General features: G+C 66.1%; 22 protein-coding genes. 9 read left to right on the forward strand and 13 right to left on the reverse strand.

All coding sequences use genetic code 11. The features are described from left to right. Positions 1–217: 217 nt before the first annotated feature. On the reverse strand, positions 218–1,099 hold the full coding sequence (locus GPA27_RS09595; protein ID WP_169139892.1) for a DMT family transporter: 882 nt from the start codon (positions 1,097–1,099) through the stop codon (positions 218–220). A 440-nt stretch (positions 1,100–1,539) separates the two neighbouring features. On the opposite strand from GPA27_RS09595, the gene GPA27_RS09600 reads away from it, so the two are divergent. After that, the gene (locus GPA27_RS09600) at positions 1,540–2,451 is read left to right on the forward strand and encodes a ketopantoate reductase family protein (protein ID WP_169139894.1); all 912 of its coding nucleotides are present in this window, start codon (positions 1,540–1,542) and stop codon (positions 2,449–2,451) included. Between the two features lie 84 nt (positions 2,452–2,535). On the opposite strand, the gene GPA27_RS09605 is transcribed toward GPA27_RS09600, so the two are convergent. Then, complete coding sequence (locus GPA27_RS09605) at positions 2,536–3,936, reverse strand: MFS transporter (protein ID WP_169139896.1); 1,401 nt, start codon at positions 3,934–3,936, stop codon at positions 2,536–2,538. 133 nt (positions 3,937–4,069) lie between these two features. Next, positions 4,070–6,115 carry a helicase-related protein gene (locus GPA27_RS09610; RefSeq protein WP_169139898.1) on the reverse strand — a complete coding sequence of 682 codons (2,046 nt, stop codon included), beginning with the start codon at positions 6,113–6,115 and terminating at the stop codon, positions 4,070–4,072. A 229-nt stretch (positions 6,116–6,344) separates the two neighbouring features. Here GPA27_RS09610 and GPA27_RS09615 point away from each other — a divergent pair, with 229 nt between their 5' ends. Next, positions 6,345–6,548, forward strand: a complete 204-nt coding sequence (locus GPA27_RS09615; protein WP_050415699.1) for a tautomerase family protein — start codon at positions 6,345–6,347, stop codon at positions 6,546–6,548. Positions 6,549–6,590: 42 nt separating this feature from the next. Here the strand turns inward: GPA27_RS09615 and GPA27_RS09620 are convergent, their stop codons facing one another. Further along, positions 6,591–7,295, reverse strand: a complete 705-nt coding sequence (locus tag GPA27_RS09620) for a 2-phosphosulfolactate phosphatase (protein WP_169139900.1) — start codon at positions 7,293–7,295, stop codon at positions 6,591–6,593. 194 nt (positions 7,296–7,489) lie between these two features. Between GPA27_RS09620 and GPA27_RS09625 the strand changes: the two genes are divergently transcribed. The 3 genes from GPA27_RS09625 (at position 7,490) to GPA27_RS09635 (ending at position 8,721) form a co-directional block, all read left to right on the forward strand. Continuing rightward, positions 7,490–8,128 (forward strand): peptidogalycan biosysnthesis protein, encoded by a 639-nt coding sequence (locus GPA27_RS09625; protein ID WP_246261014.1) that lies wholly within the window; start codon positions 7,490–7,492, stop codon positions 8,126–8,128. Positions 8,129–8,282: 154 nt separating this feature from the next. Next, positions 8,283–8,408 carry a hypothetical protein gene (locus GPA27_RS09630; protein WP_256222875.1) on the forward strand — a complete coding sequence of 42 codons (126 nt, stop codon included), beginning with the start codon at positions 8,283–8,285 and terminating at the stop codon, positions 8,406–8,408. A gap of 73 nt (positions 8,409–8,481) precedes the next feature. Continuing rightward, a complete protein-coding gene (locus GPA27_RS09635; protein ID WP_076601875.1) occupies positions 8,482–8,721 on the forward strand; it encodes a hypothetical protein in 240 nt (79 codons plus the stop codon). Positions 8,722–8,757: 36 nt separating this feature from the next. Here the strand turns inward: GPA27_RS09635 and GPA27_RS09640 are convergent, their stop codons facing one another. From GPA27_RS09640 to GPA27_RS09665, 6 genes are all read right to left on the reverse strand, one after another. Next, positions 8,758–9,639 carry a DMT family transporter gene (locus GPA27_RS09640; RefSeq protein ID WP_169139902.1) on the reverse strand — a complete coding sequence of 294 codons (882 nt, stop codon included), beginning with the start codon at positions 9,637–9,639 and terminating at the stop codon, positions 8,758–8,760. A 237-nt stretch (positions 9,640–9,876) separates the two neighbouring features. Continuing rightward, positions 9,877–10,824 carry an electron transfer flavoprotein subunit alpha/FixB family protein gene (locus GPA27_RS09645; RefSeq protein ID WP_169139904.1) on the reverse strand — a complete coding sequence of 316 codons (948 nt, stop codon included), beginning with the start codon at positions 10,822–10,824 and terminating at the stop codon, positions 9,877–9,879. Between the two features lie 32 nt (positions 10,825–10,856). Beyond that, complete coding sequence (locus GPA27_RS09650; protein ID WP_169139906.1) at positions 10,857–11,606, reverse strand: electron transfer flavoprotein subunit beta/FixA family protein; 750 nt, start codon at positions 11,604–11,606, stop codon at positions 10,857–10,859. A 13-nt stretch (positions 11,607–11,619) separates the two neighbouring features. After that, positions 11,620–13,149: an acyl CoA:acetate/3-ketoacid CoA transferase gene (locus GPA27_RS09655; protein WP_169139908.1), complete on the reverse strand. Its 1,530-nt coding sequence runs from the start codon at positions 13,147–13,149 to the stop codon at positions 11,620–11,622. A 23-nt stretch (positions 13,150–13,172) separates the two neighbouring features. Then, entirely contained in the window at positions 13,173–14,345 is a 1,173-nt protein-coding gene (locus GPA27_RS09660; protein ID WP_169139910.1) for an acyl-CoA dehydrogenase family protein, read from the reverse strand. Positions 14,346–14,394: 49 nt separating this feature from the next. Then, complete coding sequence (locus GPA27_RS09665) at positions 14,395–15,225, reverse strand: IclR family transcriptional regulator (protein ID WP_169139912.1); 831 nt, start codon at positions 15,223–15,225, stop codon at positions 14,395–14,397. Positions 15,226–15,531: 306 nt separating this feature from the next. Between GPA27_RS09665 and GPA27_RS09670 the strand changes: the two genes are divergently transcribed. The 4 genes from GPA27_RS09670 (at position 15,532) to GPA27_RS09685 (ending at position 18,648) form a co-directional block, all read left to right on the forward strand. Further along, complete coding sequence (locus GPA27_RS09670; RefSeq protein ID WP_169139914.1) at positions 15,532–16,368, forward strand: sugar phosphate isomerase/epimerase family protein; 837 nt, start codon at positions 15,532–15,534, stop codon at positions 16,366–16,368. Positions 16,369–16,492: 124 nt separating this feature from the next. Continuing rightward, positions 16,493–17,131: a chromate transporter gene (locus GPA27_RS09675; RefSeq protein ID WP_246261015.1), complete on the forward strand. Its 639-nt coding sequence runs from the start codon at positions 16,493–16,495 to the stop codon at positions 17,129–17,131. A gap of 2 nt (positions 17,132–17,133) precedes the next feature. Beyond that, positions 17,134–17,655 (forward strand): chromate transporter, encoded by a 522-nt coding sequence (locus tag GPA27_RS09680; protein ID WP_169139916.1) that lies wholly within the window; start codon positions 17,134–17,136, stop codon positions 17,653–17,655. Between the two features lie 57 nt (positions 17,656–17,712). Beyond that, positions 17,713–18,648: an AEC family transporter gene (locus GPA27_RS09685; RefSeq protein WP_169139917.1), complete on the forward strand. Its 936-nt coding sequence runs from the start codon at positions 17,713–17,715 to the stop codon at positions 18,646–18,648. A 28-nt stretch (positions 18,649–18,676) separates the two neighbouring features. On the opposite strand, the gene GPA27_RS09690 is transcribed toward GPA27_RS09685, so the two are convergent. The 3 genes from GPA27_RS09690 to GPA27_RS09700 all read right to left on the reverse strand — a co-directional run bounded on the left by GPA27_RS09690 (position 18,677) and on the right by GPA27_RS09700 (position 26,267). Continuing rightward, a complete protein-coding gene (locus GPA27_RS09690) occupies positions 18,677–20,890 on the reverse strand; it encodes an EAL domain-containing response regulator (RefSeq protein WP_169139919.1) in 2,214 nt (737 codons plus the stop codon). Continuing rightward, a complete protein-coding gene (locus GPA27_RS09695) occupies positions 20,887–25,311 on the reverse strand; it encodes a response regulator (protein WP_211164912.1) in 4,425 nt (1,474 codons plus the stop codon). The genes GPA27_RS09690 and GPA27_RS09695 overlap by 4 nt, the downstream gene beginning before the upstream one ends. A 206-nt stretch (positions 25,312–25,517) precedes the next feature. Continuing rightward, positions 25,518–26,267, reverse strand: coding sequence for a sulfite exporter TauE/SafE family protein (locus GPA27_RS09700; protein ID WP_169139921.1), 750 nt, complete (start codon positions 26,265–26,267; stop codon positions 25,518–25,520). Positions 26,268–26,381 lie beyond the last annotated feature (114 nt).

The following is a 26,381-nucleotide window of genomic DNA, read 5'->3' on the forward strand; positions in this document are numbered from 1 at the left end:
TGCCTTCGGCCTCTGCGGGACCGTTCGGACTTGCTGCCTTGTTCTTGAGACGCGCGGACATCGTGCAGGCTGACTTTCAGCAACTATAGAACGTAATTCTGTTGTACGCAACATCAATTCAGAATCATGTTCTCAAAATTAAGCATCCTTATAAAAAGGAACCCGCACGAGCGGGTTCTAAGCGCATTCGCTGCGCGAGGAGAAACGCCTTGAAACCTCAGCGTCGCCGGGCCGCCACCAGATGATAGATCGACAGCAGCAGCCCGCTGCTCGCGATCACCGCGATGCCCAGCCAGGTGATCGCATCCGGTAACGCCCCGAACACAAAGAATCCGAGCAGCGCCGCCCACACCAGCTGGGTGTAGCCGTACGGCCCGAGTGCCGCCGCGCTGGAACATTCGAGTGCCTTGGTGATGATGTAGTGCGCGAGTCCGCCGACGAGTCCGGCGAGCACGAGCACGCCCCATTGCTCCGCCGTGGGCCACTGCCACACGAAGGGCATCAGCGGCGCGAGAACGAGCACCCCGACCAATCCGGTGTAGAGGTTGGTCGTCACGGGATGCTCCGCACTGTGGAAGGACCGCGTCACCATCTGGTACACGGCATTGCAGCAGGCGGTGCCGACCGGGAACAGGATCGCCCAGGTCAGCAGCCCTCCGCCCGGACGCACGATGATCAGCACGCCGACGAAGCCGAGCGTCACCGCGAACCAGTCGACCGGCTTGATGCGCTCGCCCAGCACCGGCCCCGAAAGCAGCGTGATGATCAGCGGTGCAAGGAAGAGGACGGCCGTCGTCTCGGTGAGCGGCAGACGCGACAACCCGTTGATCACGAACAGGCTCGCGCCGAGCAGGCACATTCCGCGAAGCGCCTGCAGCCGCGGATTGGCGGTGCGCAGGATGCGCCCCTTCATCTTCGGCACGAAGAGGATCGCGATGGCGATCGTCTGCACCGCATAGCGCACCCAGATCACTTCGGTGAGCGGCAGACGGTGCGACAGATACTTGATCAGGGTGTCGAGCGCGGCAAAGCACAGGCAGGCCAGACACATCAACAAGGGGCCGAGCACGCGCGTGCGGAAAACATGCGTATCGGTCACGCGTGCGTCCCCGGCCACGTCAGGCGTTGCGGAACAGGCCGATGACGGAGGAGCCGACGTCCGGCCGCACACCCGCGGCTCGCGGGCCGGCCGATCACTGCATAGCGGTCGGTCATGGCGTCTCCTTGTTGTTTGAATTCAGGTTTTGTAACCAGCGCAACTTTAAAACACGATTCTGTTGCACGCAACACTATTCCGCATTCAAAAAAGCGCCGCGCGGCAACGCGGGAGTCGGCTCCGGCAGCCGCCGCGAGGCCTGTTACCCACATCCATCGCACGCGCCGATGCAGCTTTCGCCACGCCCCCCGCGAGCGTCTCCGCCGCGAACGACCGGTTCGTGCCCCCCGCACGGCATGGAGCTAACATGTCCACCTTGCCGCGGAACGCCGTCTCACGGATGCATGGTCCGCGACCGCCACCGACACAATGGAGAGATGCTCATGAGGATTGCAGTGATGGGAGCCGGCGCGGTCGGCTGCTACTACGGCGGCATGCTCGCGCGCGCCGGTCACGAGGTTGTCCTGGTCGGCCGCCCGGTGCACGTAGACGCCGTGACGCGCGACGGACTCCTCCTCGACACGCGCGACTTCCAGGAACGAGTGCCGGTGCAGGCCAGCACCGGCGCGGAGGGCGTGCGCGGCGCGCAGCTCGTGCTGTGCTGCGTGAAATCGACCGACACTGCGGATGCCGCCACCGCGATGGCGCCGCACCTGGCCCCCGAGGCGATCGTGCTGAGCCTGCAGAACGGCGTCGACAATGCAGAACGGCTGCAGGCGCTACTGGGCCGCGAGGTCGGTGCCGCGGTGGTCTATGTCGCGACCGAAATGGCGGGCCCGGGCCATGTGAAGCACCACGGCCGGGGCGAGCTCGTGATCGGCCCGTCTGACGCATCCGGCCGCCTCGTCGAGCTCTTTACCGCGGCCGGCATACCCGTCGACGTTTCCGACAACGTCGTCGGCGCGCTGTGGGCCAAGCTGATCCTGAACTGCGCGTACAACGCCCTGTCGGCGATCACACAGCTGCCCTATGGCCGGCTCGTTGCCGGCGATGCCGTCGAGGACGTCATGCGCGACGCCGTGCAGGAATGCCTCGACCTGGCGTGGGCGGAGGGCATCACGGTGCCCGGCGACTGCTGGGCGGCGGTGCAGCGGATCGCGCAGACGATGCCGACGCAGTTTTCCTCCACGGCGCAGGATCTCGCACGCGGCAAGCGCAGCGAAATCGACCACCTGAACGGCTTTGTACTGCGCCGCGGCCAGGCGCTGGGCGTCGCGACCCCGGTCAATCGCGTCCTGTACAGCGTCGTGAAGCTGCTCGAAGAACGGGCGGCGGAGAGCACGACGCCGGCCTGAGGCCGCGTGCGGCGCTGCGCACAACGCCCCGCGTCGACGAAAAAAGGGGAGACCGCAACGGCCTCCCCCGGATCGGACAAGCCCTTACGCAGCCTGCCTGGCGGCCGCTAGGCTTTGCACGGAGAGCTGGTCGTATTCGTCCTTGTCCATCGGCACCGCATCCGGCTGGCCAAGGTCGTTCAGGTGCACCCGATAGGTTTCACGCGCGCTCCACGCGGCCAGCGCCGCCACCACCGTCACCGCAAAGGTGATGCTGCCGACCACCAGCGGGATGTTGGCCGATCCCGGAGGCGCGACCGCGGCAAAGACCATCGGCAACATTGCCGTGACGAGCGTGCCGAGGTTCTGCGAGATCGCCATTGCGGAAACGCGGGTACGCGTAGGAAAGAGCTCGGGATAGAAGCTCGGGTACACCGCGTTGTAGCCCTGGTAAACCACGCCCCACATCAGCAGGGACATCGCGATCGCGAGCGGCACGTTATGGATGCTGATCGCGTAGAGGTAACCAAAGGACAGCAGCCCCGAGGCCAGTGCTCCGAAGATGATCGGCGGGCGGCGGCCGACGCGGTCGGAGAGCTTGCCGACGAAGGGGATCACGATCACCGCGAGGCAATTGCCGAGGACCGGGATCCACAGGTAGACGTCCTTGTCGAAGCCGATCCCGTAGCCCGCCTGCACCGCGTAGGCCGCACCGAACACGGTCGTGACCACCGGAATGACGTTCATCAGCGCCATGCACACCACACGCAGCATGTCCCGCCAGCTGTTCGTGATCGCCTGGATGACCGGTGCCTTGGGCACTTCGCCGTGTTCGCTTTCCTCCGCGAAGGCCGGGGTTTCCTTCACCTCGCGGCGGATATAGTAGCCGGCGACGATGACGACGAAGCTCAACAGGAAGGGAATTCGCCAACCCCAGGAGTTGAAATCCTCCGTCGGCAGATAATGCGCCAGCGGCAGGAACACGGCGGCGGCAAGCACCTGCCCCGCCTGCACGCCCTGCAGCGTGAAGCTGGCGTAATAGCCGCGACGCCCGAAAGGCGCGTGCTCGAGGATCATCGAGCTCGCGCCAGAGATCTCGCCCGCGACCGCGAAACCTTGGATCAGGCGCAGCACGACCAGCAGCGCCGGGGCGAGGAGACCGACCTGCTCATAGGTCGGCAGCAATCCGACGGCCACGGTCGAAATGCCCATCAGGAACATGCACAACAGCAGCACCTGCTTGCGGCCGTGGGTGTCGCCCCAGTGGCCGAGGAAGAAGGCACCGATCGGGCGGGCGACGTAACCGACACCGTAAGTGGCCAGCGACGCTACGATCGCGACCTTGGGATCCGCGGCGGGGAAGAAGATCTGGGGGAAGATCAGCGACGCTGCCGTCGCATAGATGAAGAAGTCGTAATACTCCAGCACCGAGCCGATCCAGCCGCTGGCCGTCGCCTTCTTTGTCTGGTGTTCTCCGTGGGGTTCGTGTTCCGTGAGGCTGGCCATCGGGATCTCCACTCTCGATCATGAAAGGCGGACGGGGGTCCGCCGGGGATGGCCCGCATAATAGAACTTTATTGCATCCCACGCAACTTATATCCAGAATACTGTTCTATTGTGCACTGCATCGACGCCAGAGTCACCGACTGCTGCGGCGACCGGCAGATTGACGCTGCGCCGCACCATTGCAGCCCGGCTTGCCGCGGCCCCTGCCCCTGCCTCGGCTCCCCGAGTCGCGCCGCCCGTGCTGGCGCGCGAGCATCTCGTCGACCGTCTCCGACATGCTGCGCGCAAGCGAGACGGCCACCTCCGCGTCGGGGTAATGGTCGGGCAGGCGATAGCCCAGCCACGCATACGCCGAATACTTCTTGCACGCATCCTCGGCGGCCTGCAGCGCATAGCGCCCGGTGCCGACCGGTTCGATGGAGAGGTGCGACGTGCGCTCCTTCGACAATGCGCGCGCCCATTCCTGCCACGCCTGGTTGAGCGACTCGACACGCGTCGACACCGGCACCAGCGACAGCGTGAAGCGGTGTTCCAGCGACAGTGGCAGCGCGTCCAGCCAGCGGGCACGCTCGATCTGCTCGGTCATGTCGCCCGGCAGGAAGAAGTCGTCGGTGAGGTCGATGTTGCGCGAAAAGAGTTCGAGCAGGCGCGCGAGCGAGCGCTCGCCGGTCGCTGCCGAGATGCTCTTCAGGTGGTGCAGCGAGGGCGTCACGTAAAAGCCGCGGCTCGACAACGGCTCGGCTGCCGTGCGCATCAGGCGGCCGACGATGCTGTGCGTATGGTCGTCGAAGCCGGCGACGAGGCCCGCCTCGTGGAGGCCGAAGCGCCCTGCCCGCCCGGCGATCTGGTGCGTGAGCCAGGGCGCCAGGATGTCCTCGGAGATGCCGTCGAACTTCTTCGCGGTCGAGAACACGACCCGCGCCACCGGCAGGTTGAGCCCCATGCCGATCGCGTCGGTCGCGACGACGATGTCGGCCTCGCCGTCTCGGAAACGCTGCGCCTGCGCGCGGCGCACCTCGGGCGAGAGGTTGCCGTAGATCGTCGCCACACGGAACCCGGCCTCTGCGATGTTGGTGGCCCAGTTCAGCACATCGCGGCGCGAGAATGCGATCACCGCGTCGCCGCGGCGCAGCTGCCCAATATTGCCCACGGCACGCGGCGCCATTTCAAGCGGCGATTTGCGTTCGAGCGTGCGCACCTCCAGCTCGCAGCCGAGGCGCTCGGCGAGCGCCTCCACCGCCGGGCGCGCCGACAGCGCGCCGAGCAGGAACACCGTCTTCGCCGCGGCCCCGCACACCGCGGCGGTCCACGCCGAGCCGCGATCGAGGTCCTCCAGCATCTGGATCTCGTCGATCACCGCGACCTCGACCGGGCGCGAGGTGTCGAGCATCTCGATGGTGCTCGCAACATGGGTCGCGCCAGGGGTGATGCGCCGCTCCTCGCCGGTCACGAGGCTCACCGCAACGCCGCGGTCGGCAAGGCGCTCGTAGTTTTCCAGCGCCAGCAGGCGCAGTGGTGCCAAGTACACGCCGGTCGCCGCCTGCGCCAGCGCTTCCATCGCCTGGTGCGTCTTGCCGGAATTCGTCGGCCCGAGGATCGCGACGAAGCGGCGCCGCATCATGAACGCCGTTTCGAAGGATTCCGGATAGCGGGTCAGCTTGACCGTATCGCGCGCAGCCTCCGCGAGCGTCTCCGCGCGGCGGCGCGCGGCCGCCTCGGCGAGCCGGTCGTCGACGATGCGGAAGCGCCGGCTCGCCAGCTCCTTGCCGGTTTCCAGCGCACTCAGGAAGCGCGCACCGTCCAGCCCTTCGGCCTGCGCCCGTTTCAGCACACCGGTGACGAAGGCGCGCACGTCGGCCTCGAACTCGGCCACCGACGCCATGTGCAGGCGTTCACGCACCAGCGCGAGGTGCTTCTCCTCGGGCAGCTTGCGCCACTTTTGCACGCGCGCCAGCACGCAGCGCTCCGGCACCAGCCGGTAGGGGTAGCGCCGTCCGCCGACCTCTACCGCGCCAGCCACCTCGATCGCGACCGCCCCCTCGTTGTGCACGAGACGCGCGTTGAAACCCTGCAGCCAGAGATGAAGTTCGCGCGCGACGTCGAGCAGCGCATCGTCGCTCTCGGCATCGTCCTCCGCAGGCACGACGGCCTCCGGATCGGTGAAGAAATTTTCTTCCAATTAATGCGTTCCGAACAACAAAACGTGAAGGGTCTCATGCATCGACCACATAGGGATACCCCGTCAATCGCGCTCGCGCGAATCGGCACCCACGTCCGGCAGGAAGGCATGAAAAGCCAACTCAACAATCCCTGCGCGAGATGCATTACATCTAATTAATTCACTTTACGTGATTCTCTCTCAGCGCTAACCTGCCGCCGATACCGATCCAACCCGCCGGAAGCCCCAAATGCCCTACGTAAACATCAAGATCACCCGCGAAGGCGCCACGCCGGATCAGAAAGCCGAACTGATCAGCGGCGTCACACGCTTGCTGCAGGACGTCCTCGGCAAGAATCCCCAGACCACGGTCGTGGTCATCGACGAGGTCGACACGGACAACTGGGGAATCGGCGGCGAAACCGTGACCGTGCGCCGCAAGCGCGGTCAATAGAAGGCGCGGTCGCCACGTGACGCCACCGCCCGACGCAACGACTCAGCTGCGGTCTGGAAGCGGACGCATCACCAGACCGTAGCGTCCCCGCGTCACCGGCATCGCGAAATCGAAACGATCGACCAGCGCACACAACTCCAGGTCGGCCAACGGCAGGGCCGGGTCCGTGCCAGCGACAAAGCGCCGACCGAAGTCGGAATCGCGCACGCGCCGCGCCAGCGCTTCGCGGTCGATCGACTCATCCTGAAGGCCGGCCGCGAGGTAATCCGCGCAGGCGATGTCCTCGTCGCCATCGCGATCGATCCATTCCCCGGTCGTGATCAGCGCGACCCGTTTTGGCGCAACCGCACGCAGCGCACGCAAGGTCGCGCCGGCACACACGAGGCTCGCCGCAAACAGCCGCGGTGCGCTGCGAAAGCGCAGCAACGCCTGCACGCCCGCCGCCGTCGACAGGATCACCGGCCGCCCGGCGAGCTTCAGGTCGTGCACCCGCGAGGGCGAATTCCCGAGGTCGAAACCGGGCATCGGGCGCCCACCGGGCAAGGCCCCGACCGTCAGCGCATCGGGCAAGCGATCGAGCAGCAGCTCGGCCTCGGCGGCCGTCCCGACCGGATGGATCTCCGATGCGCCCGCCGCGAAGGCGTACGCGGCCGTCGAAAAGGAACGGAGCACGTCGATCGCGACGACGGCATCGAAGTCGTGGGATTCCTGCACGAGGCGGTTCAGGGCGACGCGAAAGATCTGCATTGGCCGATCATACGACAAGGGGGCACAGCACGCGTATCGGGGCTGCGTACGTCCGGCACCCGAGTGCTGCGCCGTCGTCCCTGCGGTCGCCTGGGCATCAGCCACGCTATGCTCGGATGACGCAGCGCCCTGAACGATTGCTGGCGCGGCTGTCCAACAGGCCCGCCCACAACTGCAATCCGGCAGCCTCACGCATGAGCAAACTGACGATCCGCATCTCCGACGGCGCTGCCGACATTCCTCGCGAAGCGTGGACCGCCCTGTGCGCGCCGGGACACCCCTTCCTGAACGGCGACTTCCTGCGCATCGTCGAGGAACACGGTGTCGCCGTGCCCGATGCCGGCTGGCAGCCCCTGCACCTCGTGGCGAGCGAAAACGGCACGATCGTCGGCCTGCTCCCGCTCTACCTGAAGGGTCACTCGCACGGCGACTTCATCTACGACTGGAGCTGGAAAGCGGTATGGGAGCGCCTCGGCCACCGCTATTACCCGCGCCTGGTGTCCGGCCTGCCCTACACGCCGGTTGCCGGGCCGCGACTCCTGATCGCGCCGGCGGCCAGCGACCGTGCAGCGGTGTGCGACGCGCTGATCACGGCCGCGCAGGGCATCGTCGCCGACAACGGGTTTTCGACGTGGCACGTCGCGCTGGCCTCTTCCGCGGACATCGACGCCCTCGCGGCCAGAGGACTGCTCGTGAGCCACGACGTGCAATATCAGTGGTTCGACCAAGGATTCGGCGACTTCGACGGCTTCCTACAATGCTTCGCGGCCGAAAAACGGCGCAAAGTGCGCGCCGAGCGGCGACGGGCCGCCGAATCGGGGCTGAGATGCTGAAATGCCGGCCAACAATCGCTGCATTACCTGGCGGCATCTCAGCGGCGCCTGAAGAAGATCGACGCCCCTCACGACATCGCCATCACGCGAACGCGAATAAGCCTATACTGAATTTGTATCGACGCTTTCGTCGATGCTTGCAAGGAGCAAGATCATGGGCAAACAAAGGCAAGGCAATAAGGAAGAGAAGAAGCAACCTCTCATGAATGCCAAGGAAAAGCGGGACGCGAAGCACGCCAAGAAGCACGCCAACGATCATGTGCCGCTGATTCCCCATTGATCGGACGTGCGGGCAAGGCTTGCGCGTATTTCGCCACGGTCAATGCCTGCAATTCCGTCAGGAGCACGGTCCGATGCAGCACTTCGAATACCTGGTCCGCAGCGACCTGCATGATATGGCCGAAGACATTGCCCGCTCTTTCGGGAGCAGGGAACGCGAACGGCTGAATGCATATTCCAATGTAGTGGTGACCGAGTTGAACCGGCTCGGTGCTTTGGGGTGGGAACTCGTGAAAGCACCCGACGCGGCAACGAACCGCAACTGGATTTTCAAGCGGCCGCTCGCCGATACCAGCGTCAGTCGGCAACTCTGACCGACCACTGCCAGTTGGCGGCTGGCGAGTGCGGTGTCATGCGCTCTTTCCGAAGCGCTCCGAATACGCGACGACCACGCCCGACGCGACGATGATCCCCATCCCCGCGAGCGACAGTCCGTCCGGAAAATCCCCGAATACCAGCCATCCCAGCAGCGTCGCCCACACCAGCTGCGCGTACGTGAAGGGACTCAGCGTCGTCGCCGGCGCGGCGCGCAGTGCCATGATCATCAGCAGATGGCCGCTCGCGGCGAGCACGCCGAGCGAACCGGTCAGCAGCCAGTCGCGCAGGTCCAGCGCGCCGGGGACCCAGTACTTGGGCACCAGCACGCACATGGTCGCGGCGCCGATGAGGGCGGTGTAGGAAAGCTGGGTCACGGAGCGGTCGACGGCGCTCAGCTTGCGCGTCAGCACCTGATAGACCGCATAGCACACCGCCCCGAGCAGGACGAATACGACCCCGATGTTGAAGGCGTTGCCCGACGGGCGGGCGATCAGCAGAACACCCGAGAATCCGACGATGACCGGAATCCAGCGCCAGGCGGGCATCTTCTCGCCGAGAAAGCTCACTGCGAGGATCGTCACGAGGAAGGGCGTGACGAACACGAGCGCCGTGACTTCGGCGAGCGGCATGTGCTGGAACGCGGCGACGACGGCGCCGGTCGTGCCGACGAGCGTGAGCCCGCGCACGAGCTGCAGGCCAGGCCGGGCGCTCTTGAAAAGACTCGTGCCGTAACGCGGGAGGAACACCACCAGCGTGATCAGGAAGTGCGCGAAGTAACGCCCCCAGACCACGACGGCGATCGGGTGGCGGGAAACGAGCGTCTTGGAGACCGTGTCGAGCAGCGCGAAGAGCGCGAGCGCGCCCATCATGTAGAGGATGCCGCGTATCGGATGGTGGGCGGCGGACGCGTTCATGCGGGGAGGATCCTGTCGGGGGTCGCGGGACGGGTGGAAATCGCCGAACCGTGGGATGTTTTTATGGTAGGGGCAGGATTGTAACCGCGCGGAGCCAACCGCCGTGTCCATGCCGTCCCGCGCATGCAGGGGCAATGTCCCATACGACTCCGCGCCCCGTCGTCTGTGCGAATGCCCGACTGTCGAATCGGGGGCGGAGCGACAGGATATGCCATTCGCCCGCCCCCTTCCCCTACATCATGCGGAAGCGATCGCCCGCGACAACTCGGGAACGAGCTGGAACAGGTCGCCGACGAGACCGTAGTCGGCGATCTGGAAGATCGGTGCTTCCTCGTCCTTGTTGATCGCGACGATGACCTTGCTGTCCTTCATGCCCGCGAGGTGCTGGATCGCGCCGGAGATGCCCACCGCAACGTAGAGCTCCGGAGCGACGATCTTGCCGGTCTGGCCGACCTGCAGTTCGTTCGACACGTAGCCCGAATCGACCGCGGCGCGCGATGCACCGACGGCGGCGTTGAGGGTGTCGGCGAGCGGCTCGATCGTGCCGGCGAAATTCTCCGCCGAGCCCAGGCCGCGCCCGCCCGAGACGATGATGCGGGCAGCCGTCAGCTCGGGACGGGTCGACTGCGCGAGTTGCTGGCCGATCACCTTCGACTTTCCACGCTCGCCGCTCGGAGCCACCACTTCGATCGGCGCCGCGCTGTCACCCGCCGCCACCGCCGGGAAGGCCGTCGCGCGCACCGACAGCACGCGCACACGTTCGGCGCAGCGCACCTTTGCCAGCAGGCTGCCCGCGTAGATCGGACGCACGAAAGTGTCCACATCGACGACTTCGACGATCTCGCTGACCATGCCGACGTCGAGCAACGCGGCGACACGCGGAAGGAGGTTCTTGCCCGCGGCGGAAGCGATCGCGAGGACATGGGTGTAGCCGTTGCCGGCGAGCCGGACCACCAGCGGCGCGATGTTCTCGGCCGTGAAGCCGGCGTATTCGGCCGATTCGCTCGTCAGCACGCGCGTCACGCCGGGAAAGGCGCGCGCCGATTCGGCCGCCGCGGCGACGCCGGACGCGCCCACCAGCAGCAGGTCGATCTCGCCGCCGATCTTCGATGCGGCGGCGACGAGGTTTCCGGTCATCGGCGACAGCTGGCCGCCGGTCTGTTCTGCAATGATCAGGCTTTTCATCTGGATCCTCTTGTGAGCGTTCCCCGCGTGCGTTACAGCACGCGGGCTTCGTCCTTGAGCTTCTGCACTAGTTCGGCGACCGAACCGACCTTGATGCCGCCCTTGCGCTCGGGCGGCGTGTAGACCGACAACGTCTGCACGCGCGGTGAAACGTCGACGCCGAACTCGGCAGCTTTCAGCGTGTCGAGCGGCTTCTTCTTCGCCTTCATGATGTTGGGCAGCGTCGCGTAGCGCGGCTCGTTCAGCCGCAGGTCGGCACTGACCACGGCCGGCAACGCGAGCCGCACGGTCTCGAGGCCGCCGTCGACCTCGCGCGTCACCTCGACATTACCGTCGGCGACGACCACCTTCGATGCGTAGGTCGCCTGCCCCCAGTCGAGCAGCGCCGCGAGCATTTGCGCGGTCTGGTTGGCGTCGTCGTCGATCGCCTGCTTGCCGCAGATCACGAGCTGCGCGCCTTCCTTCTCGGCGACCACCTTGACCAGCTTCGCGACCGCAAGCGACTGCAGTTCGACGTCTGTTTCAACGAGGATCGCGCGGTCCGCGCCCATCGCGAGCGCCGTGCGCAGCGTTTCCTGACAAGCGGCGCTGCCGCAGGAAACCGCGACGACCTCGGTCGCCACACCCGCCTCCTTCAGCCGCACGGCCTCTTCGACGGCGATCTCGTCGAAGGGGTTCATCGACATCTTCACGTTCGCAAGCTCGACGCCTGACCCGTCGGACTTCGGGCGGACCTTGATGTTGTAGTCGGCGACCCGCTTTACCGGAACCAGCACTTTCATTCCTGATCTCCTCTTATTCCTTGAAGTGTTCGCCGCTCATCACCTTCGGCGGCTGCGGCATCAGCGGCTTGAAACCCATGCGGTCGATGACGTCGCGCTGCAGGTCGACGCCCGGCGCGATCTCTTCGAGCACGACGCCGTCCTTGGTCAGGCGGAACACCGCACGTTCGGTGATATAGAGCACCTCCTGCCCGCGCACGACCGCCTGCGGGCCGGAGAAGGTGATCTGGTCCACATCGGCGACGACCTTCGACACGTCACCGTTGCGTTCGACATGCAGTTCGCCATGACCCGTGTTGAGCTTCGAGCCCTTGGTGTCGAAGTTGCCGCAGAACACGACCTTGCGCGCGTTCTGCGCGATGTCGATGAAGCCGCCGGGGCCGACCGTGAGGCCGCCGAGCTTCGATGCATTGACGTTGCCGTGCTGGTCGAACTCGCCGAAGCCGAGGAAGGCGATGTCCAGCCCGCCGCCCGAGTAAAAGTCGAACTGCGAGGGCGCGTCGATCATCGCCGAGGCGTTGCGCGCGAAGCCGAACAGCATGCCGTCGAGCAGATTGCCGCCGTAGGTGCCGTGCTCGATCGTCTGGTAGTAGCGGTCGAGATCGCCGCGCGCGGCGACGAGCTTCGCGACCGCGTCCGGCACGCCGACACCGTAGTTGATCACCGCCCCGTCGCGCAGCTCTTCCGCGGCGCGCCGCGCCGTGGCCTGGCGCACCGACAGCGGCTGCGGCGGCTCGTGCGGGACGGGGCCACGACGCTCGCCGGAAATCGTCGGGTCATAGACGATGTCGTAGCTCTGCGACTGCGAAGGATCGACGACGACCGCATCGACGATCGCGCCGGGGATGCGCACCGCGCGCGCCGCCAGCGTGCCGACGTCGACCGCTGTGCGCACCTGCGCGATCACCTTGCCACCGGAGTTGTGCGCGGCGAGCGCGACGGCGTAGGCGTCGAGGTTCGCCGGCTCCTGGTCCATGCAGATGTTGCCGTGCGCGTCGGCATACGAGCCGCGGATGATCGCGACGTTCACCGGGAAGGGCTTATAGCGCAGGTATTCCTTGCCGCCGAGTTCGACGACCTCGACGAGATCCTCCTTCGCCGACTTGTTCATCTTGCCGCCATCGATGCGCGGATCGACGAAGGTGCCCAAGCCCACGTGCGTCAGCAGACCCGGCCGGCCGGCACCGATCTCGCGAAACAGCTGCGCGATCACGCCCCCGGGGAGCACGTAGGCCTCGATCTTCTCGTCGCGCGCGAGCTCCTGCATGCGCGGCGACCATACCCAGTGGCCGCCGATCACGCGCTTGACCATGCCCTCGTAGGCGAAGCAGTTCATGCCCTTGGTCTTCTTGTCACCGATGCCGAGGGCGTGAACGACGGTGAGGTCGCGCGGCTGTGCAGTCTCGAGGAAGCGCTTTTCGAGCGCCGCGAAGATGCACGAGGCTTCGACGAGGCCGCCACCACCGCCGATCAGGCCGACGGTGTCGCCGTCCCGGACGAGCGCGACGGCGTCGGCCGCGCTCATGAATTTATTGATTGCCATTGCTGTTCTCCTCTACCGGACGATCAGATCGTTCCGTACAGCGCTTCGCCATGCTTCATCGCGCTGCGCGCGACGACCGTACGATGGATTTCCGAGGTGCCGTCGAAGATGCGGTAGATGCGCGCGTCGCGGTACATGCGCTCGATCGGCAGATCCGCGCAGTAGCCCATGCCGCCGTACACCTGCACGGCGCGGTCGGCAACGCGGCCGAGCACTTCGGCGACGTAGAACTTGGCCATCGAGATCTTGTCGCGGGCGTCGACGCCGTTGTCGATGTCATTCGCGGCGTCCAGCACCAGCAGGCGCGAGGCGTTGATCTCGACCACGCTGTCCGCGATCATCTGCTGGATCAGCTGGAAGTCGCCGATCGGCTTGCCGAACTGCTTGCGTTCCTGCGCGTAGGAGATCATCAGGTTCAAGAGGCGCACCGACTTGCCGACCGCGCGGGCACAGACCTGCGCCAAACGCACGCGACCGAGCGTCTCGAGGATCAGCTTGAAGCCTTGCCCCTCGCCGCCGAGCAGGTTTTCCGGGCCGACAGGGACTTCATCGAACGCGAGTTCGACGTGGCTCGTGCCGGTGAGGCCCATCATCTTCTGGTCGCGGCCGATGATGAAGCCGGGCGTGCCCTTGTCGACGAGGAAGAGCGAGATGCCCTTCGCGCCCGCGTTGGGGTCGGTGACTGCGGAGACGACGAAGAAGTCCGAGAACTCGCCGTCGCTGATGAAGTGCTTGCCGCCGGTGATCTTCCAGCCGCCCTTGCCGTCCGCCACCGCACGCGTCTTGATGCTCGCGGCGTCCGAGCCGGCGTTAGGCTCGGTGATCGCGATCGAGCAGGTGCGCTCCCCGCGCACGGCCGGCACCAGCCAGCGCTCGCGCTGGGCGGCGTCGCACTTGAGCAGCACTTCATAGACGTTGCCGAAGGCGCGACGGATCAGGATGTCCTTCGCGTGACCGAACTGTTCCTCGACGAGCATCGTGTCGACCGCCGACAGCCCGCCGCCGCCGAATTCCTCGGGGATGTTCATCGCGTACATGCCGTTCGCGCTCGACTTCTCGAACAGGGCGCGCGCCTTTTCCGGCGCAAGGCGACCGGTTTCCTCGATTTCGTCTTCGAGCGGGAGCATTTCGTTCTCTACGAAACGGCGCACGGTCTCGACCAGCATTTTCTGTTCGGAAGAAAGATTGAAATCCATTTTTCGATGTCTCCAGTGATGCCTAGGCTGCGATTGCTTCAGGGGCGCGTCAGGCCGCGCGTTGAGAGCCCGACGCGAGCTGTCCCGCGGCCGGATTGATGCTTCTGAGGTATTCGGAAAGCGCGCTGACCGAGGACAGCTCCTCGGCCGCAGCGAAGAGTTCGGGCGCCAACTTTTCCATCGCTTCCTGGGTGAGGCGTACCGTGGGCCCGGCGATGCTGACGACGCCGGTGACCCGTCCGCTGTGCGGATCGCGCACGGTTGCCGCCATCGACGACATGCCCGGCCCCCAGGTCTCGATCGCCTGGCTGTAGCCCCGCTCGCGCGCGTCAGCGACGAAGATCATCACCTCGGCGATCGTCTTCGGTGCCCGAGCGCCACGCTGCTCGGGCAGCGTGAAGCCCTGGCGCACCACATGCTCGATCGCCTCGTTCTCAGGCAGGCTCGCGAGCCAGATCATGCCGCTCGACGAACAGTACAGCGCCGCCTCGCCACCCATGTCCGGGTCGAAGCGCAGGCCGCTGCGAGCCCCCTGCGCCTTCGCGATGAACGGAAGACGCCCGTTATCGACGACCGCCAGGCGCACGAGCTCACCACTCACGGTCGCAAGGCGGTTAAGCACCGGCTGCACGATCTCGACAATGCCGCTGTTGCCGAGCAGCTTGAAGCCGAGCGACATCAGGCGCGTCGTGAGCAGATAGCGCGCCGAATCCGCGTCCTGCGCGACGTAGCGCAGCTGGATCAGCTCGGCCAGCAGGCGGTGGGTACCGCTTTTCGGCATGCCGAGGCGATCGGCGATCTCCTGCAGCGGCAGTCCGCGCGACTCCTCGGCGAGGAGCTCCAGCGCTCCCATCGCACGGGCAAGAAGACTTCCGGCCATCTCTGCACCTCGCTATAACCTTGAACGTTGTTCCACTTTAGAATTCGGTTCATGTTTTGTCAACGCAGAAATCCGCTGCACGCAATCCTGTTCTGCACAAAGCGCGTATTTAATTAACTTACGTTGCGTTTCGCGCAACCGTGTTCTATATTTTCAACATCACAGATTTGATCGGTTGTACCGATCTGCTCGTTTCGGCCCGGAAGTGGCCCCCGCGCAGCAGAACTCGCCGCCGCAAGCTTTAATGCAACTATCGGCAAAACGGTGCAGCCGCTTCCGGCATTCACTATTGGAGGTAGTCCCGACATGGCGCACCAGTTCTCTCTCGCCCACCTCTCGGTCCTGACGACGTCCCCGCTCGAAATGGTCGAGATCGCCGCAAAGACCGGCTACGACTTCGTCAGCTTCCGCCTGACGGCGGTCACCGCAACCGAACACGTGTTCGCGCTGCAAAACGACCGCGCGATGATGAACGAGGTCAAGGCACGCCTCGCTGCAACGGGTGTTAGGGTGCTCGACATCGAGCTCTGCCGCATGCCCGCGGAGATCGAGCCCGAGACCTATGTGTCCGTGCTGGAAGCCGCAGCCGAACTCGGCGCCCGCCACATCCTCGCCCAGCTCCCCGACGCGAACCGCGAACGCGCGACCGATCGTTTCGGCCGCCTGTGCGACCTCGCGGCACCCTACAAGCTCACCGTCGACCTCGAGTACCCGAGCTGGACGGAAACGCCGAACCTCGCCGCGGCGGCTGCCGTCGTGCGTGCGGTGAATCGCCCGAACGCGGGCATCCTCATCGACACGCTGCACTTCGACCGCGCCCGCGACAGCGTCGAGGAGCTGCGCAAGCTGCCGCCCGAGTGGTTCCACTTCGCGCAGGTGTGCGACGCGCCGGCCGAGATCCCGACGACGGTCGAGGGACTCATCCACACCGCTCGCAGCGAACGCAATTTCCTCGGCGAAGGCGGCATCGACGTGCGCCGTATCCTCGACGCAATGCCGGAAATGCCCTACTCGCTGGAAATTCCGACCGACACCCTCGCGCTGACCGTCAGCGCCGAGGAACGCGCCCGCCGCTCGATCCGCGCCGCCGAGGCCTACCTCAACGGACTCCACGGCGAGTACCTGCACCGGTCGGCGGCCTGATCTCCTCCGCGCGGACTTCGGCACTCCCTCCCTTACCCGTCGTCGTCCGCGCACCTCATCCCCCGACTGCGGCACGCAGGCAATCCTGCCCGTGCCGCAACGCCGCCCCTGGAGCGCCGGACGAATGAGTCATTCCCCTGCCGACGCGCGCGGAGCCGCCCCGGAACCGCCGCACCCGGCAACGCCCCCCGCGCGCCAGCCCGGACTGTGGGAACTCTTCCTCGCGTGCTCGCGCGTCGGCCTCTCGGGCTTCGGCGGTGTGCTGCCGCTGCTGCGGCATCTTCTCGTCGAGGAACGCCGTCTCATGAGCGGCGCCGATTTCAACGCCCTGCTCGGCCTGTGCCAGTTCCTGCCCGGCTCCAACGTCGTCAATCTCGCCGTTTGCGTGGGGGCGCGCTTCCACGGTGCGCGCGGCGCGGTCGTCGCGACCGCCGGACTGCTGCTGGGCCCCTTCCTCGTGATGATGGCGCTCGCGACCGCCTACGGCGAGTGGGGTCACCTCGCCGTCGTGCAGGACATGCTGCGCGGCGTCGCGGCCGCCGGCGCCGGACTGCTTTTCGCGACGGCATTGAAGATGGCGCGCAACGTGCCCGAACGGTGGATCTACCTGCCCTTCGCGGCGCTGATGCTCGTCGCGCTGGTAATCCTGCGCCTGCCGTTACCGCCGCTGATGCTGGCGCTGCTCGGCGTGACCGGGCTCATCGCCTACCGGCGCGGGCGCCGCGCGGCAAGGCTTGCCATGACTGCGAAGACGGAGTCGTGACGATGGCGCTGCTCGCCGATCTCTTCCTGCAGTTCAGCATCCTCACCGTCGTCGCCTTCGGCGGCATCACCGCGATGCTGCCCGAGCTGCACCGCCTCGTCGTCGAGCAGCGGCAGTGGATGGACGACACCACCTTCGCCCATCTCTTCGCGATCGCCCAGGCGGCGCCAGGCCCCAACCTGCTGGTCGTGTCGCTGATCGGCTGGAAGGTCGCGGGCATTCCCGGCGCGATCGCGGCGACGCTGGCGATCAGCCTGCCGATGAGCCTCGTGATCTTCTTCCTCTACCGGCACTGGGAACGTTTCCGCGACGCACCGTGGCGCGAGGCGATCCAGACCGGCGTCGCCCCCCTCGCCGTGGGCCTCGTGTGTGCGAGCGGCTGGCTGATCGGCGCCTCGGCGGGACTCGACCTGCGCGGCATCCTGCTGACGCTCGCCTGCACCGGCCTCATGCTCGTGCGCGGCTGGCACCCCCTGTGGTACATCGGCGCCGGCGCGGCGGCGGGAGCCCTCGGACTCGTCTAGTTCGCGGGCACGCCACACCCCGGTGTTATGCTCCGCGCTCCCCTTCGGATTGGACCCATGCTCGACGTTTTCAAGATCACCGGCCCGGCCTTCCTCGTCATCGCGATCGGCTTCGCCGCGGTGCGCAGCGGCCTTTTCGACAAGAGCGAGACACGCATCCTCGGCAAGTTCGCGATCAACATCGCGCTGCCGGCGATGCTGTTGAAAGCGCTGACCGAACGTCCCTTCGCCGAGATCATGAACGTCGGCTACCTGACCGCCTACACGCTCGGCTCGCTCGCGGTCTTCGCTGCGGGCATCGGCTTCGCACGCCTCGTGCAGAAGAAGGACCTGCAGACCAGCGTCGTGCACGGCATGGGCATGTCCCTGTCCAACAGCGGCTTCATCGGCTACCCGATCGTGCTGCAGGTCGTCGGCCCGGCGGCCGGCATCGCGCTGGCGCTGTGCTTCCTCGTCGAGAACCTGCTGATCGTGCCGCTCACGCTGGCGCTAGCCGAAAGCAGCGGCGGCGACGGCAAGAAGATCCATCGCGTGGTGATCGAGACCTTCACCCGGCTGGCGAAAAACCCGCTCATCATGGCCATCGTCGCCGGTTTCAGCCTTGCGCTGCTGGGCATCCGCCTGCCCGCGCCGGTCGCGCGCTCCATCGACATGCTCTCGCTCGCCGCGGCGGGTGTGGCGCTCTTCGTCATCGGCGGCACGCTGGTCGGCATCAAGGTCCGCGGCATGCGCCGCGACATCGCCCAGATCGTTGCGGGCAAGCTTGTCCTCCACCCGCTCTTCGTGTTCATCGCGCTGGCCCTCCTGCCGCCGCTCGACCCGACACTGCACGTCGCCGCGATCGCCTTCGCCTGCATGCCGATGGCGAGCATCTTCCCGATCATCGCGCAGCGCTTCGGTCAGGAGGAACTCCCCGCCGCCGCGCTGATGGCCGCGACGATCAGCGCCTTCTTCTCGGTGAGCGCGGTGATCTGGATGCTTCAGCACGCCTGAACCGGGCCGCTTTGACGAACGGTCGGGGCTAACTGCGCAGATAGGCGGCCGGATCGAACGAGGTCAGGAAGCGCGTCATGTCGTCGGCCGGCAGCGGCCGGCTGACCAGATAGCCCTGCATCACGTTGCAGCGCATCGAACGCAGCAGGCGCATCTGGACTTCGTCCTCGACACCCTCCGCGACGACCTCCAGGTCGAGGCTGTGGCCTAGCGCGATCACCGCCTTGACGATCGACGCATTGCCGCTGTTCGTCGCCATGTCGTGCACGAATGACAGGTCGATCTTCAACGTGTGGACTTCCAGTTGCTGCAGGAAGCCCAGCGAGGAGTAGCCGGTACCGAAATCGTCGATCGACAGGCGCACACCGAGCGTCCTCAGTTCGGCGATCGACTTGAAGGACTGCTCGCGATCGAGCATCACGAAGCTCTCGGTGATTTCGATTTCGAGCTGCGCAGGCGCGATGCCGCTCTGCTCCAGCGCATCCTTCACCGACTGAACCAGTTGGCCGCGGCTCAGCTGGACAGGCGACACGTTCACCGCTGTCTTGCGCGGCGCGAGCCCCGCGTCCGACCACGCCTTGATCTGACGGCAGGCCTCATGCAGCACCCAGTCGCCGAGCGGCACGACAAGCCCGCTATCCTCGGCGATGGGAATGAACTCGCCGGGCGCGATCATGCCCCGCTCGGGATGCTGCCAGCGAACCAAGGCCTCGACGCCGACGATCTCGCCGCTGAAGAGATCGATCTGGGGCTGATAATGCAGGCGCAACTCCTCGCGCCCGAGTGCGCGGCGCAGGTCGGCGTTGAGCGCGACGCGCTCCTTCGCACGGCGCGTCAGTTCCGGCGAAAAGAAGCGCAGGATGCCCCGCCCCTGCATCTTGGCCTGGTGCAGCGCCGCGTCGGCGTTGCTTTGCAGGGTCTCCGCGGTGGTGCCGTCGGCAGGATAGAGCGCGATGCCGACGCTGACCCCGACATACACGCTGTAACCCCCTACGACGAACGGTTCCGCGAAGGCATCGATCAGGCGTTGCGCCGTCAGGTCGATCGACACGTCTTCGCCATGCTCGAGGATCACGTTGTATTCGTCGCCGCCGATGCGCGCGATGGCGTCGCACCCGGGCAGCAGCGCCTGCAGCCGTTTGGCGCCCTCGATCAGCACCTGGTCGCCGAGACCGTGGCCGAGGCTTTCGTTGATCGTCTTGAAATTATCGAGATCGAGGAAGAGCAGTGCGAACTGGGACTTGTCGCGTTCGGCCTGCAGGATCGCGTGCGAGGTCAGCTCGGCGAACAGCGCACGGTTCGGCAGGCCGGTCAGCGGATCGCGGTGTGCGAGGATGCGGTATTTCTCCTCGCTGACCTGCAGCATCGCGCTGCGTTGCGCGACCAGGTCTTCCAGGACGCGCCGCAGGCGCGCGAGCTCCAGGTGGGTGCGGATGCGCGCGCGCACCTCGTCGATGTCGAAAGGCTTCGTGATGTAGTCGGCGGCCCCGAGCTCGAAGCCCTTCACCTTATCATCCGTCGCGTCGACGACCGTGACGAAGATCACCGGAATTCCGTCGCCGCGGCGGTTCGCCTTGATGCGGCGGCAGACCTCGTAGCCGCTCATCTCCGGCATCAGGATGTCCAGCAGCACGAGGTCGGGCGGCGAGGGCCCCTCCACCACGCCGAGCGCCTCCGCGCCGTTGCGCGCGACCATGATGCGGTACTCGTCCTTCAGCGCGTCGAGCAGTTCGTGGATGTTCTCGGGAATGTCGTCGACGACCAGCAGCGTTGGCGGATGCGCCGGATCGCGGTGGGCGGCGATGTCGAACATCACCGGGTGCTTGCGGTAACGCTGCAATTCGAGTTGGTCGCGCACGCGCGCCTTCAGCAGCTCAGGATTGACCGGCTTGGTGATGTAGTCGGCAACCCCCATCGAGAGGCCTCGCGCCTCGTCCGCCGCCTCGGCGAGCGCGGTGACGAAAATCACCGGGATTTCGGCGGTCGCGGGGTCGGCCTTCAGCGCCGCCAACACCGAATAGCCATCCATGTCGGGCATCTTGATGTCGAGCAGGATCAGGTCGGGCCGGGGCTCGCGCCGCGCCAGTTCGAGCGCCTTCCCGCCATTGGTGGCGGCGGCGATGGCGTAATCGTCGCGCAGGATGTTCATCAGCACGTGCAGGTTCTCCTGCATGTCATCGACGATGAGGAGGCGCGCGCGTTGCTTCCCGTCGTTCGGCTGCCGGTCGTTCCGCTGGTTCATTGTGTCGTATCCGATAAGGAGACTTCCAGACCCTTCAGCCTGGCCCGCGCCGCATCAATGTCGAACACATCGACCAAGGCGCCCACTGAGGTGATGTCCGCTTCGAGCGGGGTACCGGCGAGCCCGGCGCGCAGTTCCGCGAGCAGGGGCTCGGCAGCACCGAGATCGTTGTCGAGCGCCTCGCCCAGCCGTGCCAGCAGCTCGCGCAAGGTGTCGGGTGCGAGCGGTGCGGCGGGCCGCGGGATGGCGCCCGAGCTGTCGCCCAAGCCATCGATCTCGTCCATCAGCCGCAGCAGCAGCGCGTCCGCCTCGTCGAGCACCGCGGCATCGGGCAGCACGCCCTGCTTCAGCAGCGCGTCGATGACGGAAATCTTTTCGTACAGCGCATGCGCGCCGAGCGCGCCGGTCACGCCTTTCAGCGCATGGCAGCATTCTTCCGCGCGCTGCGCATCGCCTGCGGCAACCAGCCGGCACAATTCGGCGACGGCATCGACATGACGTCTTCGGAAGCGGGCGAGCTGCTTGCGGTAGGCGTCGGCCTTGCCGCCGATGCGGCGGATGCCTTCGCCGGCATCGAGGCTGGTCAAGGCTCCCAGATCGGCGGGCACTTCCCCGCGGTCCGCGGTCCTGGTAACGGCGACCCTTCCCGCCCGTCCCGCCGGCAGTTGCACCCAATTGGCCAGCGTCGCCATCAGCCGGTCGGGCGCGATCGGCTTGGTGACATGGTCGTTCATGCCCGCGGCCCGACTCTTCTCGGCATCCTGCGCCATCGCCAACGCCGTCATCGCAATGATCGGCAGGACGGCAAAGCGCTCCCCGTCCATCACACCCGGCGCGCCTGCAAGCGCGCGGATCCGCCGCGCGGCTTCGAGGCCATCCATCACCGGCATCTGGATATCCATCAGCACCGCGTCGTAATCGCGCGCCTGCACCCGCTGGACCGCTTCCTCGCCGTTTGCCGCCTCATCGACCTCGAGCCCTTCGCTGCGCAGCAGTTCGATGGCGAATTCACGGTTTATCTCGTTGTCCTCGACCAGCAGGACGCGCGCCCCGGCCAATTGGCCACCCGAAGCCGGTTCGCGCAGACTCGCGCGGCGCTCTTCGGTGCCGAAGATGCGGCCACGCCCGAGCACCGACAGGATCGTGTCGAACATCATCGACGGCGACACCGGCTTGATCAGGAAGCCGTCGATCCCTGCCCGTTCGGCGAGCAGGAAGGCGTCCTCGCGGCCCCAAGCGGTGACCATGATCACCTTCGGCTGACGCGGGATCGCGGCATCGTTGCGGATGCGCGCGGTCGCCTCGTCGCCGTTCATGCCGGGCATGCGCCAGTCCATCAGCACGAGATCGTAGGGACTCGCGGCCGCAGCCTGCAGCGCGGCGATGGCCGCCGGTCCGTTCGACGCGGTGCCGACCTCGAGGCGGAAAAAGCGCAGCATCTCGGCGAGAATCTCACGCGCCCCTTCGCTGTCGTCCACCACCAGCACGCGCACGCCTTCGAGCAGCGGACCGACCTGCTCCACCAGTTCGCGCTGGCGTGCCCGCGCCTGCCCGGCAATCCTCAGCTGCGCCGTAAAGCACATCGTCGTGCCCTTGCCTGGCTGTGAATCCTCGACCCAGACGCGGCCACCCATCAGTTCGGCCAGATCCTTGCTGATCGCCAGCCCCAGCCCGGTACCACCGAATCGACGCGTCGTCGTCTGGTCGGCCTGCGTGAATTTCTCGAACAGCTTGCCCTGGACCTCCGGCGTCATGCCGATACCGGTGTCGCGCACGAACACCTGCAGCGTGATGTCCGTTTCGCTCGCGTTCAGGCAGCGGAACGCGAGCTCGACCTCGCCCCGCTCGGTGAATTTCACCGCGTTTCCGCACAGGTTCAGCAGGATCTGGCCCAGCCGCAGCGGATCGCCGATCAGGCGTGACGGGATCGACGGATCGTAGCGGACGAGGAATTCGAGGCCCTTGCGCTCGGCCAGATAGCCGACCGCGTCGGTCAATTGCTCCAGCACCGCATCGAGGCCGAATTCGACCTGCTCGATGTCGAGCTTGCCCGCCTCGATCTTCGATATGTCGAGGATATCGTTGATGATGCCGAGCAGCGAACGTGCCGCACCCTGTGCCTTCGCGAGATAGTTGTGCTGGCTCGGCGACAGATCGCTCTTCAGCGCGAGGTAGAGCATGCCGAGGATCGCGTTCATCGGCGTGCGGATCTCGTGGCTCATGTTCGCGAGGAACTCCGACTGCGCGCGCTTCGCTTCCTCGGCCACCTCCTTCGCCTGCAGCAGATCCTTGTTGGCGGTTTTCAGCTGCGCGGTACGCTCGATCACGCGGCGTTCGAGCTCGGCGTTGAGCTTCATGATCTCCACAGCCGCACGCCTCTGCTCGGTAATGTCGTAGCTCACGCCCACCATGCGCACGGCCCGTCCGTTGTCGTCCCGGATCGTATGCGCCATCCCCTTGATGTAATGGACCGATCCGTCGGGCCAGCTGATCCTGAACTCCGACGAGAATTCGCGCTCGCCCCGCAGAGCCGCCCGCACCGCGTCCTTCGCCCGTTTGTACTCTTCGGGCGACAGCGACTTCAACCACACCGCGTTCGGCACGTCGCAACACGCCCGGTCGACGCCGAATTGCTGGTACATCGAATCGTCCCAGACCAGCTCGTCCTTCTCGACGTCCCAGTCCCACACGCCCAACTGGGCGGAACGCGTGGCGAGGCGGATGCGGTTCTCGTTCAACCGGACGCGCTCCTGGCTCTCCTCCAGCTCTCGTTCGCGGGCCCTGCGCATCTCCACTTCGCCTCGCAGGTCCTCGAAGGACTCTTGCAGTTGCGCACCCATCCTGTTGAACGAGCGCGACAGCACGCCGAGCTCTTCCAATCCGCTGTCCGGCACCCGCTGCGTCAGATCGCCCTTCATCAATGCGCGGGTGGCAAGCGCAATGCGGCAGATCGGCGCTGCGACCATCGTCGCGAGATAGGCCGCCACCACCAGCGACAGCATCAGCGCCACCGCGAAGACCATCGCCGAGCGACTGTGTCCGACCCGCACCCCTTCAAGGTAGTACGCGGCGGGCATCGCCGTCATCAGGATCCAGTCGGTCTCGCCGCCGCGATCGCGGTAGGGCGTGGCCTGCACCATCCAGGTCTCCCGGGACAGCGGCCTGGCCAGGACAAGGTCGAACTTGAACTGCACGGCGCTTTTCAGCCCCTCCAGGCTGCCGATCGTCCCGCGCAGCGCATCGACTGCATTCCATACGACGGGATCGGAGCCCTCGGCAACAAACGCGGGCTGGAGCACATTACGGGACGACGCGATTCGGGCGCCCGAACGATCGACGATGAAGGCGCGGCCATGCTCGGCGATCGGCAATCGGCTCAGCAGACGATCGATGTCGCCGATGCGCCGCGACATCTCGACGCGCGGCGATCGGTCGAAGTAGTCGTCCAGAAACAGGCTGATGTTCTGCGAGCTTTCCTGATGCAGGCGCGCCGCGAGCTTGTCGGCCGACGCCTCCGCGCTGCGCAGGGTGAAATAGGCCGTCGTACCGACCATGAGCAGGACGAGGACGACGAACGGCGCGACGAGGAACATGCGGATCGGCAGGCCCACCCGCTCCCCGCTCTCGCCGGCCCCCTCCGTGTCGCCGGCGCCGCTTTCCCAGATCCACTCCTTGCGGCCGAACACCCTCTCCCGCACGTGTCCGGCGATCTCCGCCCAGAACAGCCCGTACCGGCGTGCCAACGGCAGGGCCGCGAGCATCGCGAAGGGAGCGAGGATCCAGGTGATCGCCGTCGTGAAGAACAGCGCCGGCGTGATGTTGCGGTAGGAAATCTCGGGCGTGAATTTATCCGCGGCGATGTAGCCCCACAACTGCGGCTCGATGCTCATGAACACCAGCACGAACAGCGCGTACCAGCCCCACGTCCGCCAGCGCCGGAAATCGGGATCCTTGCCGATCAGCTGATATGCCACCCAGAAGCACGCCGGGTTGATGAAGTAGCCGACCAGCCAATCGAGCAGGAAGGCCGGCGGCACGCCTTCGATCAGATCCGAAAGCCCGTACGCGAAGGGCACGGCGATCAGCGCGGGATAACCGAAGAGCAGCAGGCAGACGAAGACGGTGAGGTCCTTCAGCGATTCGAAGGTCTGCGCGCCGGGCACCAGGACAATGAAGGAGCCGACGTAGCCGGTGGCGAGGATCAGGACGAAGGTAAGCGCGACGCTGCGCAGCGCCTTCACGTCCCAGGTCTGCCGCTCGCGGCCGAGCCGCCACTGCCCCGCCGGCCGGAAGGTGACGCCGCCGAACGCGCACAACATCAGCACCAGCCCGAGCAGGTAGGCGAAGCCGCCCCACACCTCCAACAGCGGGAGGGGCAGTTCCGCGAACACCAGCTCGATCCATCTGATTGCGCGATCCAAGGTGGACAACCTCTTCGAGTCTATGGCACTGGTCTGCGGCCATGATCACCCGGCGGCAACGGGAACTCAATAAGGTGCGCTGCCGCTGCGAGATATTTCCCTCACTTTCCCGATCAGCATGTGTGTCCGCGCACAAGCCAAGTAAGTGGCGGCAATTGCGAGGCGTGGCAAGCTTGCTTCGCTTCACGCGCCCCGGGTGTCGTCCGTCAGGCGAAGGCGTCCCACAACAACTTCACACCGGACACCCCGAGCATCACAGTTGCAAAGACGAAGAAGGCGCGCTCGGGGATGCGCTTCAGCGCCTTGAGTCCGATCCACACGCCGATCGGGGCGACCGGCGCCAACAGCAGCGACATCTTCAGAGATTCCCACGAAAAGAGGCCCAACGCGATGTAGGGCACGATCTTCACCGCATTCACGGCGGTGAAGAAGATCACCGTCGTCGCGACGAAAGTGCTCTTGGGCAATCCTCGATTGAGAAGGTAGACGAGCAGCGGCGGCGAGCCGGCGTGCGCGATCGTGCTCGTGAAGCCCGACACCGCGCCCCAGAAGAGGCCTGTCATCTTGCCCGGTGGCCCTGACATCTTCAGGCGCGCACGCAGGCCAAAGATGCGGTCGAGCGAAAACAGCACCGCGATGGCGCCTACGCACCCCTTCACAGCCTTCTCCGGCATCCATCCGAACACCGCCGAGGCGATCAGCATGCCGAGCGCCGCCGCCGGCAGCAGGATACGGATCTCTTCCTTCGACCACTTGCCCCAGTACGCGCGGATGCCGATCCAGTCGATGAACACGAGCAGCGGCAGCATCACCGCCGCGGCCTGGGCGGGCGTGATCCACAGCGACATGAAGGGCACCGCGAGTCCGCCAAAGGCGCCGCCGAGGCCGGATTTGGAGATGCCGGTGAGCAGCACGGCAATGCCGGCGACGATCCAGCCGGCGGTGTCGAAAGTCATCGGGGGATTCCGGGAAATGCAAAAGCCGCATTCAGCCCACGAAAGCGGGGCGGATGCGGCTCGAACGTTGAGTACAGCGCGATCGCTCCCTCCCCTTCAAGGGGAGGGTTGGGG

Origin of the sequence: Aromatoleum toluolicum (assembly GCF_012911005.2) — a bacterium.
GTDB lineage: Bacteria > Pseudomonadota > Gammaproteobacteria > Burkholderiales > Rhodocyclaceae > Aromatoleum > Aromatoleum toluolicum.